At 63.4% G+C, this 15,507-nt stretch carries 17 protein-coding genes and 1 riboswitch; of the genes, 9 read left to right on the forward strand and 8 right to left on the reverse strand.

What is annotated here, in order from left to right; all coding sequences use genetic code 11:
* Positions 1 to 14 precede the first annotated feature (14 nt).
* Together GA829_RS08495 and rpmB are read right to left on the reverse strand one after the other, a co-directional pair.
* Positions 15 to 695, reverse strand: coding sequence for a queuosine precursor transporter (locus GA829_RS08495; RefSeq protein WP_195178079.1), 681 nt, complete (start codon positions 693 to 695; stop codon positions 15 to 17).
* Positions 696 to 838: 143 nt separating this feature from the next.
* Positions 839 to 1,135: a 50S ribosomal protein L28 gene (rpmB, locus tag GA829_RS08500; protein ID WP_195178080.1), complete on the reverse strand. Its 297-nt coding sequence runs from the start codon at positions 1,133 to 1,135 to the stop codon at positions 839 to 841.
* Positions 1,136 to 1,390: 255 nt separating this feature from the next.
* Between rpmB and GA829_RS08505 the strand changes: the two genes are divergently transcribed.
* The 3 genes from GA829_RS08505 to GA829_RS08515 are packed head-to-tail and all read left to right on the forward strand — an operon-like array spanning position 1,391 to position 3,769.
* The gene (locus GA829_RS08505) at positions 1,391 to 2,179 is read left to right on the forward strand and encodes a DUF3108 domain-containing protein (protein WP_195178081.1); all 789 of its coding nucleotides are present in this window, start codon (positions 1,391 to 1,393) and stop codon (positions 2,177 to 2,179) included.
* Between the two features lie 28 nt (positions 2,180 to 2,207).
* The gene (gene yddG, locus GA829_RS08510; protein ID WP_195178082.1) at positions 2,208 to 3,101 is read left to right on the forward strand and encodes an aromatic amino acid exporter YddG; all 894 of its coding nucleotides are present in this window, start codon (positions 2,208 to 2,210) and stop codon (positions 3,099 to 3,101) included.
* The gene (locus tag GA829_RS08515; protein WP_195178083.1) at positions 3,098 to 3,769 is read left to right on the forward strand and encodes a lysoplasmalogenase; all 672 of its coding nucleotides are present in this window, start codon (positions 3,098 to 3,100) and stop codon (positions 3,767 to 3,769) included. The genes yddG and GA829_RS08515 overlap by 4 nt, the downstream gene beginning before the upstream one ends.
* On the opposite strand, the gene GA829_RS08520 is transcribed toward GA829_RS08515, so the two are convergent.
* Together GA829_RS08520 and gloB are read right to left on the reverse strand one after the other, a co-directional pair.
* Positions 3,766 to 4,206, reverse strand: a complete 441-nt coding sequence (locus GA829_RS08520) for a cupin domain-containing protein (protein ID WP_195178084.1) — start codon at positions 4,204 to 4,206, stop codon at positions 3,766 to 3,768. The genes GA829_RS08515 and GA829_RS08520 overlap by 4 nt on opposite strands.
* Before the next feature lie 64 nt (positions 4,207 to 4,270).
* Positions 4,271 to 5,038, reverse strand: a complete 768-nt coding sequence (gloB, locus tag GA829_RS08525; protein ID WP_195179572.1) for a hydroxyacylglutathione hydrolase — start codon at positions 5,036 to 5,038, stop codon at positions 4,271 to 4,273.
* Between the two features lie 161 nt (positions 5,039 to 5,199).
* Between gloB and GA829_RS08530 the strand changes: the two genes are divergently transcribed.
* The 4 genes from GA829_RS08530 to GA829_RS08545 all read left to right on the forward strand — a co-directional run bounded on the left by GA829_RS08530 (position 5,200) and on the right by GA829_RS08545 (position 9,187).
* Positions 5,200 to 5,988, forward strand: coding sequence for a class I SAM-dependent methyltransferase (locus GA829_RS08530; RefSeq protein WP_195178085.1), 789 nt, complete (start codon positions 5,200 to 5,202; stop codon positions 5,986 to 5,988).
* A 58-nt stretch (positions 5,989 to 6,046) separates the two neighbouring features.
* Positions 6,047 to 7,870, forward strand: a complete 1,824-nt coding sequence (locus GA829_RS08535; RefSeq protein ID WP_195178086.1) for an ABC transporter ATP-binding protein/permease — start codon at positions 6,047 to 6,049, stop codon at positions 7,868 to 7,870.
* 73 nt (positions 7,871 to 7,943) lie between these two features.
* Positions 7,944 to 8,747: a DUF1194 domain-containing protein gene (locus GA829_RS08540; protein WP_195178087.1), complete on the forward strand. Its 804-nt coding sequence runs from the start codon at positions 7,944 to 7,946 to the stop codon at positions 8,745 to 8,747.
* A gap of 119 nt (positions 8,748 to 8,866) precedes the next feature.
* Positions 8,867 to 9,187, forward strand: a complete 321-nt coding sequence (locus GA829_RS08545) for a DUF1330 domain-containing protein (protein WP_195178088.1) — start codon at positions 8,867 to 8,869, stop codon at positions 9,185 to 9,187.
* A 14-nt stretch (positions 9,188 to 9,201) separates the two neighbouring features.
* Here the strand turns inward: GA829_RS08545 and metW are convergent, their stop codons facing one another.
* Both metW and metX read right to left on the reverse strand, forming a co-directional pair.
* Positions 9,202 to 9,816 (reverse strand): methionine biosynthesis protein MetW, encoded by a 615-nt coding sequence (metW, locus tag GA829_RS08550; protein ID WP_195178089.1) that lies wholly within the window; start codon positions 9,814 to 9,816, stop codon positions 9,202 to 9,204.
* On the reverse strand, positions 9,813 to 10,982 hold the full coding sequence (gene metX, locus GA829_RS08555; RefSeq protein WP_195178090.1) for a homoserine O-acetyltransferase MetX: 1,170 nt from the start codon (positions 10,980 to 10,982) through the stop codon (positions 9,813 to 9,815). Before metX ends, metW begins: the two co-directional genes overlap by 4 nt.
* A gap of 76 nt (positions 10,983 to 11,058) precedes the next feature.
* Positions 11,059 to 11,136, reverse strand: a riboswitch (SAM riboswitch).
* 137 nt (positions 11,137 to 11,273) lie between these two features.
* Here metX and hisC point away from each other — a divergent pair.
* Together hisC and GA829_RS08565 are read left to right on the forward strand one after the other, a co-directional pair.
* Entirely contained in the window at positions 11,274 to 12,383 is a 1,110-nt protein-coding gene (gene hisC, locus GA829_RS08560) for a histidinol-phosphate transaminase (RefSeq protein ID WP_195178091.1), read from the forward strand.
* 6 nt (positions 12,384 to 12,389) lie between these two features.
* Positions 12,390 to 13,325 (forward strand): prephenate/arogenate dehydrogenase family protein, encoded by a 936-nt coding sequence (locus GA829_RS08565; protein ID WP_195178092.1) that lies wholly within the window; start codon positions 12,390 to 12,392, stop codon positions 13,323 to 13,325.
* A gap of 133 nt (positions 13,326 to 13,458) precedes the next feature.
* Here GA829_RS08565 and GA829_RS08570 read toward each other — a convergent pair whose 3' ends face one another.
* The gene (locus GA829_RS08570; RefSeq protein ID WP_195178093.1) at positions 13,459 to 14,391 is read right to left on the reverse strand and encodes a sugar kinase; all 933 of its coding nucleotides are present in this window, start codon (positions 14,389 to 14,391) and stop codon (positions 13,459 to 13,461) included.
* Between the two features lie 7 nt (positions 14,392 to 14,398).
* Positions 14,399 to 15,397 carry a DUF2125 domain-containing protein gene (locus tag GA829_RS08575; protein ID WP_195178094.1) on the reverse strand — a complete coding sequence of 333 codons (999 nt, stop codon included), beginning with the start codon at positions 15,395 to 15,397 and terminating at the stop codon, positions 14,399 to 14,401.
* Between the last annotated feature and the right edge of the window lie 110 nt (positions 15,398 to 15,507).

Raw genomic sequence — 15,507 nt, forward strand, 5'->3', positions numbered from 1 at the left:
TTCGGGATCACGGCCTAAGCCACAACAGCCGGCTGGCTCCAGCGGGCAGCGAGCAACCGGTAAGGGATCAATGCGACCACGGCGATGATCAGCTTGACCGAGAGATCGCCCAGCGCCCACGAGACCCAGCGCATGGCGTCGACGTGGAACACACCCATCAGTGGCGCGGTTTCGAGTGCGAAACTGTCGCTTGGACCAGCAAAGGCGAAAGCGGCCGAGAAAGCGATGGTGAAGAATACGGCGGTGTCGAACACCGAGCCGACCAGGGTGCCGATGATTGGCGCGCGCCACCAGCTCTGCCGGCGCAGGCGGTTGAACACGGTCACGTCGAGCAATTGCGCGGACAGGAAGGCGGCGCCGGAAGCCGCGGCGATGCGCACCAGCCGGTCTGCCGCCGTCTCGAACTCGATCAGGCCATGGCGGAACAGGAAGGGTGGGATGAGGATCGAGCAGACCACCGCCGTCATGAAGCCGACAAAGACGATCCGGCGCGCCACGGCGGGGCCATAGCGGCGATTGGCAAGGTCGGTGACCAGGAACGAGAAGGGATAGGTGAAGGCGCCCCAGGTCAGGATATCGGCCAGCGACAGGCCGCCGACCGTGCCCTGCATCGGGAACTGGACAAGAATGTTCGATGCCACGACGACAAGCGCCATGGCGGCCACGAAAGGCAGATATCTCGAGAAGGAAGTCATTTTTTTATCCTGGGTAATGGAACCAGCGGAGCGTCATGCCGAAACCGGATCACGCTCGCTTGTCTGAGCATCGGACCTGATGAAGCCGGTTTGAATGGCTTCGATCCGACACCTGGGCGGTCGTCCCCCGCCTATAAGGCGTGTTAAGCTGCGGCCTGTTCGGCGATCTTCTTGGCGATCTGCTTCTTCAGGAGGCGCGCGCGCTGCGACAGCTCCTTGGCATCGGCCTTGGCCAGGAATGCATCGAGGCCACCGCGATGTTCGACCGAACGCAGGGCGTTGGCGGAAATGCGCAGGCGCACATTCTGGTTCAGGGCTTCCGAGATCAGCGTCACATTGACGAGATTCGGCAGGAAGCGACGCCTGGTCTTGTTGTTGGCGTGGCTCACGTTGTTGCCGGACATGACTGCCTTGGCAGTGAGTTCGCAGGTGCGGGACATTGTTCTAACCTTCAGTTCTCGGGCTTGCCAAACCTTTGTGCCCACGCCGGGTGGCGCGCGGTTCTGGTCAGGCGGCCTTATGGAAAAAGTTGGCGTTCCATAGTTGCATTTCGCCGAGGCGTCAAGCTCCGGCTTCGCCACGGAAGCGCCCGGCATTCCATATTAACGCCGGATTTCACCCTATAAGCGGTCACACAGGGACATGCCAGACCGGAGTTGCCCACCTCCGGCCAAAAATCAAGGACCGATCCCGCCATGCTTCGTTCGTCTTGCGCCCTTGCGGCCCTGCTTGCCATCGCCCTGCCGTCTGCCGCGACAGCTGCCTCACCGGAATCCTTCAAGGGCGAATACACCGTGTCGTTCTTTGGCCTTTCGATCGCGAGATCGACGTTTTCCAGCCGCTATGAGAACGGCGCCTATTTGATCGAAGGCAGCGTCAGCAGCGCCGGCCTGGCCAAGCTATTCGACGACACGCGTGGCACCATCTCGTCTAAGGGCACGATTGCCGGGAAAAAAATGGTGCCGCAGGCGTTTCGTGCCGATTACACCTCCGGCAAGAAGGCATCGGTGGTCGATATCCGCTTTGCCAATGGCACTGTAACCTCGACGCAGGTCATTCCCGCGCCGGGTGAGCGCGACCCCAACAACTGGGTGCCGCTGGGCGCCAGCGATCTGGCGGCAGTGCTGGACCCGATGGCGGCGACCGTCATCCATGCCGACAGTCTGGACAAGGTCTGCGGACGCAAGGTGAAGTTCTACGACGGCGAGATGCGGGCCGATCTCACGCTGACCTACGCCTCGAAAGGGTCGATCTCGGTGCCAGGCTACAAGGGTGACACGGTCACCTGCCGGATGGGTTTCGAGCCCGTGTCGGGTTATCGCAAGGGCCGCAAGGCGCTCAATTATCTCAAGGACCGCAGCCGCATGATGGTGACGTTTGCACCGCTCGGCCAAACCGGGGTATATGCGCCGATCCACGCGACGGTCGGAACGCAGATCGGCACCTTGACCATCAGCGCGGGGCGTTTCGAAGCAATAAATTAGGCGCCGTGGCGCGCCGCCGGAGACGGGCATGGGGCGCGCAACACTGATCGGCTTCTCGGCGGTAGCCATGTGGGCGCTGCTGGCGCTGCTCACCGATGCTTCGGGCGCGGTGCCACCCTTCCTGCTGTCGGCGATTACCTTCACCATCGGCACCGGGGTCGGGCTTGTCGCGCGGCTGTTCATGCCGGCCACCGACAAGAGCCAGAAGATACCGCCGCAGGTCTGGGTAATCGGCATTGCCGGGCTGTTCGGCTATCACTTCTTCTATTTCACCGCGCTGCGCAATGCGCCGGCGGTGGAGGCAAGCCTGATCGCCTATCTGTGGCCGCTGCTGATTGTGCTCGGCTCGGCGCTGATGCCGGGCGAGCGCCTGTCCTGGAACCATGTCGTTGGCGCGCTGCTCGGCCTTGCCGGCACCTTCCTGATCGTCACCAAGGGTGGTGGCCTCGCCTTCGACGCCCGCTATGCCTTCGGCTATGCGATGGCCGCCGTGTGCGCGGTTCTGTGGTCGTCCTATTCGCTCCTGTCGCGGCGCTTCCCATCGGTGCCGACCAGCATCGTGACCTGGTTCTGCGCCGCGACGGCCGTGCTTTCGCTAGCCTGCCACCTCGCGCTGGAAAAGACCGTGCTGCCGGATGGCGCTGGGCAGTGGCTGGCGGTGCTTGGCCTTGGCCTGATGCCGGTGGGTGCGGCCTTCTACGCCTGGGACATCGGCGTGAAGCGCGGCGACATCCAGGTACTAGGCGCGGCAAGCTACGCGGCGCCGCTGCTTTCGACACTGGTGCTGATTTCGGCTGGCTTCGCGGAACCATCGCCGCGCATTCTCGTGGCCTGCGTGCTCATCACCGGCGGCGCGGCGCTGGCGGCAAAATCACTGTTCCTGCGCAAGCCGGCCACGACTGAAAGTGGAGCCAAGGCATGATGCCCTTTCCTGGTGGCATCGACGCCAACGCCAATGCGACGCTGATCTTTTCGGTGGTGGCGGCGGTGATCTACGCCTTCACGCTCGGCATGCAGCCGACGCTTGCCCGGTCCGCCGCCAAGACGCTTGCCGTCGCCATGCTTGGCGTGTTGGCGCAAATGCAAGGCGGGCCGCTACTGCTGGTTGGCGCACTGGCGCTCAGCGCCATCGGTGACGCCTTCCTGTCACGCGACGGCGAAAAGGCCTTTCTCGGCGGACTGGCAAGCTTTCTTCTCGCGCATGTCGTTTATGTCGCGTTGTTCCTGCGCTCTGGCGGCGGCGTGGCATTGCTTGGCGCCGAATCGTGGCGCGGGGCGATCGCGCTGGTGATGATCGTTTTCGCCGTGGTCATGCTGGTGGCGCTGTGGCGCCGCGTTGGCCCTGATCTGTGTGTTCCGATCGCGGTCTATATCGCCGCCATTCTCGCCATGGGCATTTCGGCGCTGACGGTCAGCAATGTCTTGGTCATCGGCGGCGCGCTTCTGTTCATGGCGTCGGACGGGCTGCTTGCCACGGAAAAGTTTCTGATGGCCGCCATCTCGCCGCATCGGGCCTGGATGCGCCTGGCTGTCTGGGTGCTGTACTACGCCGCCCAGCTGGCGATCACGTTTGGGTTCTTACTGAGTTAAGATTGTTTCGGCTGCCAGCCCGGCGCGGCGAGTTCGAACGCCGCGAAATCAAACCCTGGCGCCACGGTGCAGCCGGCCAGTGTCCACTCGCCCAGGCTGCGCGCCGATTGCCACCAGCCCGCTGGCACGACGAGCTGCGGCCGTTCGCCCGCCGACAACTCGGTGCCAAGCACCTGTTCGATGACCTGATTAGCCATTGCGCCGTCTTCCTGATGCATCGACAGCACGAGCGGGGCGCCGGCATAGAAATGCCAGACCTCGGCAGCATCCTTCACGCGGTGCCAGGCCGGCCTTTGATCGCCTTCCAGCAGGAAATAGATCGCCGTCGAATGGCTGCGCGGGCCGCCGGCGCTATCGCGAAAGGTTTCCGTGTACCAGCCGCCTTCGGGGTGAGGCTTCAACCCGAGCATCGCGATGATTTCAGCCGCGCTGGTCATGGGTTCGGTCCTTGCGTTTGAGCCTCGGATTTTCCCAAAACCGGCATCCACTTGGACCGATGCTTTAGAAATTGTCCTTGCGCTTGCGGATCTCGGCGAACACGTCGGCATCGGAGGCTGTCTCCATGCCGAGATGTTTGCGGATTGCCGGATCGTGCCAGCGCAGGAACGGGTTTGTCGAGAGCTCTTCGCCGATCGTGGTCGGCAGCGTCGCCTTGTTGTCGGCTCGCAGGGCCTCGATCTTCGCCGCACGTTCCTTCAGCGCCGAGTTGGTCGGATCGACGCTCAAGGCGAAACGGGCGTTGGAGAGCGTATACTCATGGCCGCAATAGATGGCGGTCTCGGCGGGAAGTGCCGCGAGTTTCTTCAAGGACTCGTACATGACAGGGGGCTTGCATTCGAACAGCCGCCCGCAGCCCAGCGCAAACAGCGTGTCGGCGGTGAATGCCACTTTCGAACCAGGCATATGGTAGGAGACGTGGCCGGCGGTATGGCCGGGCGTTGCAATCACATCGATCCGCTCTTCGCCGAGATGCAGGACAGAGCCTTGCTCGACGGTTTCGTCGATGCCTGGAATCTTGTCCTTCTCCGCCTCCGGTCCGACGATGCGCAGCTTGAAGCGCTCCTTCAGGGCCAGGTTGGCCTCGACGTGATCGGCGTGATGATGCGTGGTCAGGATCATCGTCGGCGTCCAGCCGGTGCGCTTGAGGGCAGCCAGGATCGGCGCCTCCTCGGGTGCGTCGATGATCGCGGTCTGTCCACTTTTGGGGTCATGTACCAGCACGCCGAAATTGTCGCTGCGGCACATGAATTGTTCGATTTCGACCGGCATCGAATTGCTCCATTCGTTGCCGCAGACATAGGGCGCTTGCGGGTGGATGTCATCCCGGAATGTCGAAATGACATTCCCGGTATGTCGGATGACGCTCCGCAAAGTCGCGTCGCCTTGGACGTTTTGTTGAACTTGGCCGATATCGCGGCTACATCCCTCGCATGCATTCCGACATCGTCGATCTCCGTTCCTTCTATTCGACCACGCTCGGCCGGTTCGCCGAACGCTCGATCACCATGGCGCTGTCATCGATATGGGCAGCCGTGCCCAACGAGCGGCTGGTCGGCCTCGGCTATACCTTGCCATGGCTGGAGCGGTTCGGCACCGACGCTGAGCGGGTCTTTGCCTTCATGCCGGCGACGCAGGGCGCGGTGGTCTGGCCGGCGACGGGGCCGACGGCGACCGCGCTTGTCTTCGACGAGGAACTGCCGCTGGTCGATTCCTGTATCGACCGCATGCTGCTTGTCCACTCGCTCGAGCATGTCGAAAACCCGCGTGAAACGCTGAACGAGATCTGGCGAGTGCTGTCGCCGGCTGGCCGGGTCGTCATTGTCGTGCCCAACCGGCGGGGTGTGTGGGCGCGCTTCGAGCATACGCCGTTCGGCAACGGCCGGCCGTTTTCGCGCGGCCAGCTCACCGAATTGCTGCGCGAGGCGAATTTCACCCCTGCCTCCTGGTCGGACGCGCTGTTCTTCCCGCCATCGCGGCGCCGTTTCATGATGCGTTTTCACAATGTGCTGGAACGCGTCGGGCGGCGGCTGTGGCCGATCTTTTCCGGCGTCATCGTCGTCGAGGCGCAGAAACGGCTCTATCAAGGCGTGCCGGTCGCCCAGCGTGCCTCGCGCCGTGTCTTCATGCCGGTGTTGTCACCGCATGGCGCGACGCGGCTTGGCCGGCTTGCCGAGGGCGCGGACGCAATGCCGTCAGGCCGGCGGGTGACAACTCCGTGATCGCTGCTGGTTTCTCCATCCGGTTTCAGCACTGTTTCTGAGCGCAAGGACCTTGGCCATGGCTGATCATCCGGACACCGACGCCACGGCCCAATCGGCTGCGGTCGAAGCCAGCAGCCTGCGAGATCAGGTGGCGACGATCAGGCGGGCGCTGGCGGGATCGCCGGTTCGCAAAACCCTGCTCTGGATGTCCCTTGGCATCATGGCCGTCATTATCGCGACCTCGGCTGGACAAGTCCTGCTCAACCGCTGGAACCAGCCTTTCTACGATGCGCTTGCACGCCGCGACATGGCGGCCTTCCTGCACCAACTGCTTGTCTTCGCGGCCATCGCCAGCGGCCTTCTGGTGCTCAATATCGGCCAGACCTGGCTTAACCAGATGATCCGGCTGAAGCTGCGCGAGGCGCTAACGCTCGACCTGATCGACCAGTGGATGCGGCCGGCACGCGCCTTTCGCCTGGCCAATGCCGGCGCGATCGGCGTCAATCCCGATCAGCGCATGCAGCAGGACGCCGCGCATCTCTCCGATCTGTCGACGGACCTCGGCGTCGGCCTGCTGCAGTCATTCATCCTGCTCGTGTCCTTTGTCGGCGTGCTGTGGGAGTTGTCTTCGGGCTTTGTGTTCCACGTCAACGGCTGGTCGCTGGCAATACCAGGCTACATGGTCTGGGCGGCGTTCCTCTATGCCGGCACCGCGTCCTGGCTGAGCTGGCTGGTTGGACGCCCGCTGATCAGCCTCAACAGCGATCGCTACACACGGGAAGCGGAGCTCCGGTCCTCGATGGTGCGCGTCAATGAGAATGTCGATGCCATCGCGCTCTATCATGGCGAAGCCGATGCCAGGCATCGGCTCGAACTTGATCTCGGCACGGTGTTGGGCGCGATGCGGCGCATCTACACGGCGCAGATCAACCTGTCCTGGGTGACCGATACCTATGGTTGGATTACCGTTGTCGCACCGATCCTGGTGGCCTCGCCGGTGTATTTCTCGGGCGACATCAGCTTTGGTGGTTTGATGATGGCGGTCGGTGCGTTCAACCAGGTTCACTCTTCGCTGCGCTGGTTCATCAACAACATCGGCGGCATCGCCGACTGGCGCGCCACGCTGATGCGCGTTGCCGACTTCCGCATCGCGCTCGAGGAAACCGATGTGCTGCACGACAAGGAAAAGCGCATCGCCTTCGGCGAGAATGCAAATGGCAGCCTGACCTTCGAGAGCCTTCAGGTCGCCTCGCCGGACGGATGCACCAAGCTCGCCGACCAGCATGTCGAGATCCATCCCGGCGAGCGTGTCATGATCACCGGCGAGCCGGGCGCGGGCAAGACGCTGTTCTTCCGCGCCATAGCCGGCCTGTGGCCATGGGGAAGCGGGCGGATCGGCCTGCCGGCGGGGGAGGCACCCATCTTCGTGCCCCGCACGCCTTATTTCCCGTTGGGCACGCTGCGCGAGGTGCTCGATCACCCCTATGGTGTCGATCCCGCGAGCGATGCCGAGATTTCGGCGGTGCTTGCCGAGGTTGGTCTTGAAAGACTGTCGTCCTCGCTCGACCGCACCGCCCGCTGGGAGCGTGAACTGGGTGACGACGAACAGCGCTCGCTGGCCTTCGCCAGGCTCGCCTTGCGCAAGCCGAAATGGGTGATCATCGATGAAGCCCTGGACGCGTTCGACGGACCGTCGCTGAGGCGCGTGCTGTCGATGCTGGAGAAGCGTGTGCCCGGAACCGCGATCCTCAACATCGGACGCGGCTTGCACAACAACCAGTTCTTTCCGCGCGCGCTGACGATCGTCAAGGATACCGATGCGCCGGCCTTGAAACCTGCACGTGTCAGGGCAGGGGCGATCGACCCGCCGCCGGTGGTGCGTCGCAAGAGCAAGAAGTAGCAGCGCCGGCGAAGCTATATTTTCGCCGCGATCAGGAGGGAAGGTCGGCGACCTGGAGCCTGTGGTCGCTGCCATGCTTGACGCCCTCAGCTTGCTTGCCTGCCTGACCTGCGCCCAGGCGGCACCTCTTGCCGTGCCGGCCAAGGCCGTCGCCGTGGATGTCGAACTTGTGCTGGCCGTCGATATCTCGCTGTCCATGGACGAGAAGGAGTTCGCCCTGCAGCGCGCCGGGTATGTCGAGGCGCTGCGTCATGCCGATTTCATCAGGGCCGTTCGAGAGGGCACTACCGGCCGTATCGCGATCGCCTATTTCGAATGGGCAGGCACGGTGCGTGACGATGCGGTGGTGGCCTGGCAAATCATCGACAGTGCCGAGAGCGCCAACGCCTTCGCCGACAAGATAGCCGCACGACCTTTCCGCAGTTTTCGCGGCACCTCGATTTCCGGCGCACTTGCTTTCGGCACAAATCTTTTCGACGGAACCGGCTTCGAGGGTGAGCGCAGCGTCATCGATATTTCAGGCGACGGCCCCAACAACATTGGGCCGCCTGTCACCGCCACACGTGATGCGGCGGTGGCGAAAGGCATTGTCGTCAATGGCCTGCCGATCCTGATCAGCCCGTCGCCGACCTTCAAACATCTCGACGAGTATTATGCGCAATGCGTGACCGGAGGTCCCGGTTCGTTCGTATTGCCGATCTATGCGGCGTCGGAGTTCTCGACTGCCATTCGCCGCAAGCTGGTCCTCGAAGTGAGCGGTATCGGCGGTGAGGCCAGGATCATCCCGGCCGATGCGGCAGCACCGATCGATTGCCTTCAGGGCGAGCGCGACCGACGGCTTTTGTCGGATCCGTATTTCCCCGAGCTCGACCGCTGATCCCCTCTGTCGAGTACGTATTCCCATTACCTCTGGCGTAATCGACTGACGCCCCATGCTTTGTCAGATTGCCCTCACGAAGCCGGCGGTTCGGCTTCGAGGCCAAAGGGAGTTTCGCCATGACCGCTTACGCAGTTGCCCATATGCGCCAGGCCACGATGGGGCCGCAGCTCGTCGAATATCTGCACAGGATCGATGCCACGCTGGAGCCGTTTGGCGGCCGCTTCCTGGTTCATGGCGGCGATGTCGAGGCGGTCGAGAACGACTGGCCCGGCCACCTCATCATCATCGAGTTTCCAGACCGTCAGCATGTGCGCGGATGGTATGGCTCTCCGGCCTACCAGGAGATCCTGGCGCTGCGTACCGACAATTCCCTGTCCAATGTGGTGTTCGCCGACGGCGTCGAACATCCGCACAAGGCCACGGATGTTCTGAAGTAGCGGTTCGGCGCTCTCTAGCGCTTCAGCAAAAACACTGCCTGCTGGCCGAAGAAATTCCAGAACCACCATGGCATCGACAGGCCGATCTTCTGGCCGTTGGCGTCGAGCGCGGTCGCCTTTTCCACCGTCGCGCCAAGCTCGTCGCACAGGTTGACGAAATCGCGGATGGTGCAGAAGTGGATGTTGGGCGTGTCGTACCAGGAATAAGGCAGGTCGGCGGTCACAGGCATGCGGCCCTTGATGAACAGCGACAGCCGCACCCGCCAGTGGCCGAAATTGGGGAAGGAGACGATGGCGTGCTCGCCGATCCTGAGCAGTTCGTCGAGAACCAGCTTCGGGTTGCGGGTAGCCTGCAAGGTCTGCGACAGGACGACGAAATCAAAGCCCTTGTCAGGGTAGAATTCGAGATCCTTGTCGGCGTCGCCCTGGATGACGGAGAGGCCGCGCGCGACGCATTCGTTGACGCCACGCTGCGACAGTTCGAGACCACGGCCGTCGATCTGCTTGGTGACCTGCAGCAATTCGAGCAGAGAGCCGTCGCCGGAGCCGACATCGAGCACCCGCGATTGCGGCGGGATCAGATCGGCGACGACCTCAAGGTCGACGCGCTGGGTGTCGTTGACGCTCATAGCGGAAGCCCTCTGGCTCGCGCGGCCGAGCCGATGAAGCCGTTGATGGCGGCAAACAGTTCCGGCTCATCGAGCAGGAAGGCGTCGTGGCCACGATCGGTCTCGATCTCGACGAAAGACACCGAGGCGCCGGCGGCGTTCAGCGCATGCACGATCGATCGGCTTTCCTCGGTGGGAAACAGCCAGTCGCTGGTGAAGGAAACCAGGCAGAAACGGGTTTTTGTCGCGGCGAAGGCATCGGCCAGCCGACCGCCATGGTCGGCGGCGAGGTCGAAATAGTCCATCGAACGGGTCATGTAGAGATAGGAATTGGCGTCGAAGCGATCGACGAAGGTCATGCCCTGGTGGCGCAGATAGCTTTCGATCTGGAAGTCGGCGTCGAAGCCGAAGGTGAGCGCTTCGCGGTCCTGCAGGTTGCGGCCGAATTTGCGGTGCAGGGCGGCTTCCGACAGATAGGTGATGTGGGCGGCCATGCGCGCCACCGCCAGGCCCTTTTCCGGGCGCTTGCCGTGCTCGAAATACTTGCCGCCGTGCCAGTCGGGATCCGCCATGACGGCTTGCCGGCCCACCTCGTGGAAGGCGATGTTCTGCGAGGAATGGCGCGCGCCGGTTGCGATCGGCAGCGCCGAGAAGACGCGCTCGGGATAGCTAGACGCCCATTCCAGCACCTGCATGCCGCCCATCGAGCCGCCGAGAACGCAAAACAGCTTCTCGATGCCGAAATGATCGACCAGCATCAGCTGTGCCCGCACCATGTCGCGGATGGTGATGATCGGCAGGTCGAGGCCGTAAGGCTTGCCGGTGGCCGGATTGGTGGAGGCCGGGCCAGTCGATCCCAAACAGCCACCGATGACGTTGGAGCAGATGACGAAAAAGCGGTTGGTGTCGATGATCTTGCCGGGGCCGATCAGCACTTCCCACCAACCGGGCTTGCCGGTCACCGGATTGGTGTTGGCGACATGCTGGTCGCCGGTCAGCGCGTGGCAGACGAGAATGGCGTTGGAGCGGGCGTCGTTGAGCGTGCCATAGGTCTGGTAGGCGATCTGGAACGGCGACAGGAGCGTGCCGGCATCGAGCTTCAGCGGCTTGTCGGCGCCGAAGCGCAACACCGGGCTCGACGGCTGGTCGGCTTCGTTGTTGGTTTTTCCAGCGCGCAGGGCGGCCATGGCATCCATCTCACTTTGAGTCCACGTAGCGGTCGCGCGGACAACAAAAAACCGGCAGTGCCGTTGCAAAGCCGGTTACAGGATGCAAACGGCCCTTTAGCAAGTTGTTTAACGTGGCTGCAAGCCGACCGGCCAAATCACCACGGAAGTTCGCATCTCTTCTAGGACCGACGCGGCCCGGCGTCAACGGTCAGCCGGCTGGCGGACGCGCCGCCTCTCGACATTGCAAGCCATGGCTTGTATTTCCGCTGCGGCTTCCGGATGGAGGCGGTCCTCGACGGATTTTGCAAAATGACCCAGACACCTGACAAGGCACGTCCAGCACCGCGCGCGGGCATCCTTGACATCGAGGCCTATGTGCCCGGCAAAAGTGCCGCGCCCGCCGGTGTCGACAGAGTCTACAAGCTGTCGGCCAACGAGAACCCGCTTGGCCCTTCGCCGAAGGCAATCGAGGCCGCGCGCGAGGTTGCCGCCAAGCTCGATGTCTACCCGGATGGCACGGCCCGGCGCCTGCGCGAGGCGATCGCCGAAGTGCATGGCCTCAACCCGGCGAACATCATCTGCTCGAACGGGTCCGACGAAATCCTCGGCCTGCTGGCGCAGACCTATCTGGCGCCTGGCGATGAGGCCATCATCACCGAACACGCCTTCATGGTCTACAAGATCTACATCCAGGCGGCGGGCGGCGTTCCGGTGACGATCAAGGAAACCGATGAGCGCGCCGACATCGATGCCATTCTGGCCGCCGTGACGCCGCGCACGAAAATCGTCTTTCTCGCCAACCCCAACAATCCGACCGGCACTTATGTGCCGTTCCACGAGGTGCGCCGCCTGCATGCCGGCCTGCCGAAGAACGTGCTTCTGGTGCTGGACGCAGCCTATGCCGAATATGTGCGGCGCAACGACTATGAAGCCGGCATCGAACTGGTGGGAAGCGCCGAGAACGCGGTCATGACCCGAACCTTCTCCAAGATCGGCCTCGGCGGCGCGCGGATCGGCTGGATGTACGCGCCGGCGCATATCGTCGATGCCATCAACCGGATACGCGGCCCGTTCAACGTCAACGCCACCGCGATCGAGGCCGGCATCGCGGCGATCCGCGACCGCGTCCATGTCGAGCGCAGCGTGAGGCACAACGAAACATGGCTGACCTGGCTGAGCGAACAGATGATTGGACTGGGGCTGAGGGTGACGCCAAGCGTCGGCAATTTCATTCTCGTTCACTTTCCCGACGACAAGAAACATTCGGCGGCGGCGGCGGACGACTATCTGACGGCGCGCGGCTACATCCTGCGGCGCGTTTCCGGCTACGGTTTTCCCAATGCGCTGCGCATGAGCATCGGCACCGAAGAAGCCAATCGCGGCGTCATCGCCGCGCTCACGACATTCCTGAAAAGCTAGAACACCATGGCATCACCGATGTTTGAAAAGATCGCGCTGGTCGGCATCGGCCTGATCGGCTCGTCGCTGGCACGCGTCATCCGGCGCGAGGGCCTTGCCGGCCATGTCGCCATCTCGACACGCAGCGCCACCACGTTGGCGCGGGCGCAAGAGCTTGGGTTGGGCGATTCCTATACAACAGACGCGGAGGAAGCGGTCCGCGATGCCGACCTGATCATCGTCTCGGTGCCGGTCGGTTCCTCCGGCGCCGTGGCGGAAGAAATCACGCCGGCCCTGAAGAAAGGCGCAATCCTCACCGATGTCGGCTCGACCAAGGCATCGGTTATCGCGCAGATGCAGCCGCACGTGCCTGAGGGCGTGCATTTCATTCCCGGGCATCCGCTGGCGGGCACCGAGAAATCAGGCCCGGATGCGGGTTTTGCCGACCTGTTCGACAACCGCTGGTGCATCTTCACGCCGCTGCCGGACACCGATCCCGACGCGCTGGAGAGGCTTTCGGAATTCTGGCGCCGCTGCGGCGCCAACATCGACACGATGGACCCGCAGCACCACGACATGACGCTGGCCATCGTCTCGCACCTGCCGCACATCATCGCCTACAACATCGTCGGCACCGCCGATGACCTGGAATCGGTGACCAAGACGGAAGTCATCAAGTATTCCGCCTCCGGCTTCCGCGATTTCACCCGTCTGGCCGCTTCCGATCCGACCATGTGGCGCGATGTCTGCCTGCACAACAAGGATGCCATCCTCGAGATGCTGGCGCGGTTCTCGGAGGATCTTGCCTTCCTGCAGCGGGCGATCCGCTGGGGCGATGGCGAAAAGCTGTTTGACCTGTTTACCCGCACCCGCGCCGTGCGCCGCTCGATCATCGAGGCCGGCCAGGACATCGATGTTCCTGACTTCGGTCGCCAGGCAGTCGAACATCCGAAAGGGAGCTGATATTCAGGTGAGGCCAGCCTGCAAATGGCTGATACCTACGCTTCCGGTGCTCACGTACGAAGAGTACGCTCCGCTCCGGTTCTCGGTATCAACCATTTTCGACTCGGCCTGACCTGAATCTCAGCCCCCTTTATCATTGTTGCGTTGCAGGCCAGGTCGCCGCGACCATGGCCATTGTCTCGGCGCGGTCCGGCGCGCCCAGCCTGCCGCCGAAGCGCTGGCATTTGAGCGCGGCGGCGGCGCTGGCAAAGCGCAAGGCCTGTTCGGCCGGCATGGCTTCGGCCATCGCCAAGGCAAAGGCGCCGTGAAAGACGTCGCCGGCTGCCAGCGTGTCCACCGCCTTGACCCTTGGCGCCGCGACGTGGCGCACACAACCGGCCTGTCTGTCATGCCACCAGGTTCCCGCACTGCCACCGGTCACCGCGACAAAGGCGTCGGTGCGCGAGGCGAGGTCGGCGCAAGCGGTCTCAGGGTCCAACGCTTGGCCGCAGACAATGCGCGCCGCCGGCTCCGAGGCGACGATGTGCGAGGCGAGCGGCAGCAACCGCTCGAGCACTGACAGAGGCGCGGTGTCGGCATCGAGGATGGCCGGGCGCCCGCTGGCGCGCGCGGCGGTGAGGGCAAGCGCGGCGGCACCCGGCCAGCGCACGTCGGCCAGCACGGCGTCGAATGCCGCGAGATCGGGCAAGGGCAGGGCTTCGGGATCGGCCTGCGCCTTGCCATCGTAAAACGGCACGATGATGCGCTCGCCATGCGCGTCGACCAGGATCGCGGCGAGGGCCGAGCGCGCGCCGGCAACACGGCGGACGAGACTGCAGTCGACGCCTTCCGCCTCGATGCCCGCAACAAGCTGGTCGCCAACGGCGTCATCACCCGCGCTCGCCCAGAGCGACACTTCGGCGCCGAGACGGCGCGCGGCACAGGCGGCACTGGTGGCCATGCCGGAGGCGATCTGGACGCCGTCGGAGGCAATGAACTTTCCCTGATGGACGGGGAGCGTCTCCACGCGCAGGATCGTATCCAGCGTCAAGACGCCAACGCTCAGCAACTTCACCGCTCTTGCCATGGGAGCGCTACTCGACCGGCTTGATCTTGCCCAGCGGGATGAAGCCGAGCGAAGCCTTGCCCTTGACCACCTTCAGCGGCATCGATGGTTCATTGCCGAGCAGCGAGAGCGCGGCGAAACCCTGTTCCAGCTGGCTTTTCTGCTCGGGTATGGCGGTGCCGAGGATCGCTGCCACGGCTTTCGGATCCGTCAGCTTGATCATCAGGTCGGCGTCGATCAGCCCTTCGGCATCGACCGACAGCGGCCCGGAAACGGCGATACGGGCGGTCCCCGACGACAGGTTGAGGTTGCGGATCTGAACTGTCTGGCCACGCAGGCTTTTGACCTGCGTGCCAATCAACGCGACGCCGTTCTTCAGGGTCGCGTCGCCGCTGGCATCGAGCGGCGGCAAGACACGTCCACCGATGGCGTCGGGGGCGATTTCGAGATCGCTAAAGCTGCCGAGATAGTCGATATCCCCGCCGTTCGGCTGCAACTGTCCCGATGCCTTGCCGGCGCTGAACAATTGCACCGGGTCGGTGTCGTCAGCCGGATCGGTCTGGCCGGACAGTCCCTCGGCCTGCAGCGAAACATGCCGGGGCAGGGGCCAGGACAGCTTCATGCCGGCCTGTAGCGTATCCCAGTCGATCCACAGAGGCGTCATGCCCGGAACCGAAGTCCTGAGCGGGCCGCGCAGGTCGGCAACGGGCGACAGAGGCTGGGTGATCTGGGCAACGGCATTGAAACTGCCGGTGGAGGCGGCAATGTTCTTGCTGTCGTCCTCATAGGCCAGGTTGTCACAAGAGACGGTAAAGCTGACGGGATAGCCGCTGACCTGGAGGTTGGCGCAACCGGCCTCGATGCCGTTCTTGTTGAGCTTGGCAACAGCCTTGTCGGCCTCGCTCCTGACCCTGTCGGCCAGATAGAACCAGCCGCCGCTGTAGATGGCGAAGAGCACGAGGATGAACGCCACCAGCCAGAACAGGCGGCGTCGGTTTCTCTGCGGGCGCTCGTCACTTGACGTCATGCTGTGGCTCTCGTTAACGCAACGGGTGTTGTAGGCGGACTGCCGATTCAGACAACGTAAGTAGACAGAGACGGGTGGAAAAAACACCGATTCCGGTGCGGTGGTGCCAG

Origin of the sequence: Mesorhizobium sp. INR15 (assembly GCF_015500075.1) — a bacterium.
In the GTDB taxonomy this organism is placed as follows: domain Bacteria; phylum Pseudomonadota; class Alphaproteobacteria; order Rhizobiales; family Rhizobiaceae; genus Mesorhizobium.

Bases quoted from the DNA above. Each gene is read 5' to 3' on its own strand.
- GA829_RS08495 (WP_195178079.1), bottom strand. From the start codon at position 695: ATGACTTCCTTCTCGAGATATCTGCCTTTCGTGGCCGCCATGGCGCTT.
- rpmB (WP_195178080.1), bottom strand. From the start codon at position 1,135: ATGTCCCGCACCTGCGAACTCACTGCCAAGGCAGTCATGTCCGGCAAC.
- GA829_RS08505 (WP_195178081.1), top strand. From the start codon at position 1,391: ATGCTTCGTTCGTCTTGCGCCCTTGCGGCCCTGCTTGCCATCGCCCTG.
- yddG (WP_195178082.1), top strand. From the start codon at position 2,208: ATGGGGCGCGCAACACTGATCGGCTTCTCGGCGGTAGCCATGTGGGCG.
- GA829_RS08515 (WP_195178083.1), top strand. From the start codon at position 3,098: ATGATGCCCTTTCCTGGTGGCATCGACGCCAACGCCAATGCGACGCTG.
- GA829_RS08520 (WP_195178084.1), bottom strand. From the start codon at position 4,206: ATGACCAGCGCGGCTGAAATCATCGCGATGCTCGGGTTGAAGCCTCAC.
- gloB (WP_195179572.1), bottom strand. From the start codon at position 5,038: ATGCCGGTCGAAATCGAACAATTCATGTGCCGCAGCGACAATTTCGGC.
- GA829_RS08530 (WP_195178085.1), top strand. From the start codon at position 5,200: ATGCATTCCGACATCGTCGATCTCCGTTCCTTCTATTCGACCACGCTC.
- GA829_RS08535 (WP_195178086.1), top strand. From the start codon at position 6,047: ATGGCTGATCATCCGGACACCGACGCCACGGCCCAATCGGCTGCGGTC.
- GA829_RS08540 (WP_195178087.1), top strand. From the start codon at position 7,944: ATGCTTGACGCCCTCAGCTTGCTTGCCTGCCTGACCTGCGCCCAGGCG.
- GA829_RS08545 (WP_195178088.1), top strand. From the start codon at position 8,867: ATGACCGCTTACGCAGTTGCCCATATGCGCCAGGCCACGATGGGGCCG.
- metW (WP_195178089.1), bottom strand. From the start codon at position 9,816: ATGAGCGTCAACGACACCCAGCGCGTCGACCTTGAGGTCGTCGCCGAT.
- metX (WP_195178090.1), bottom strand. From the start codon at position 10,982: ATGGCCGCCCTGCGCGCTGGAAAAACCAACAACGAAGCCGACCAGCCG.
- hisC (WP_195178091.1), top strand. From the start codon at position 11,274: ATGACCCAGACACCTGACAAGGCACGTCCAGCACCGCGCGCGGGCATC.
- GA829_RS08565 (WP_195178092.1), top strand. From the start codon at position 12,390: ATGGCATCACCGATGTTTGAAAAGATCGCGCTGGTCGGCATCGGCCTG.
- GA829_RS08570 (WP_195178093.1), bottom strand. From the start codon at position 14,391: ATGGCAAGAGCGGTGAAGTTGCTGAGCGTTGGCGTCTTGACGCTGGAT.
- GA829_RS08575 (WP_195178094.1), bottom strand. From the start codon at position 15,397: ATGACGTCAAGTGACGAGCGCCCGCAGAGAAACCGACGCCGCCTGTTC.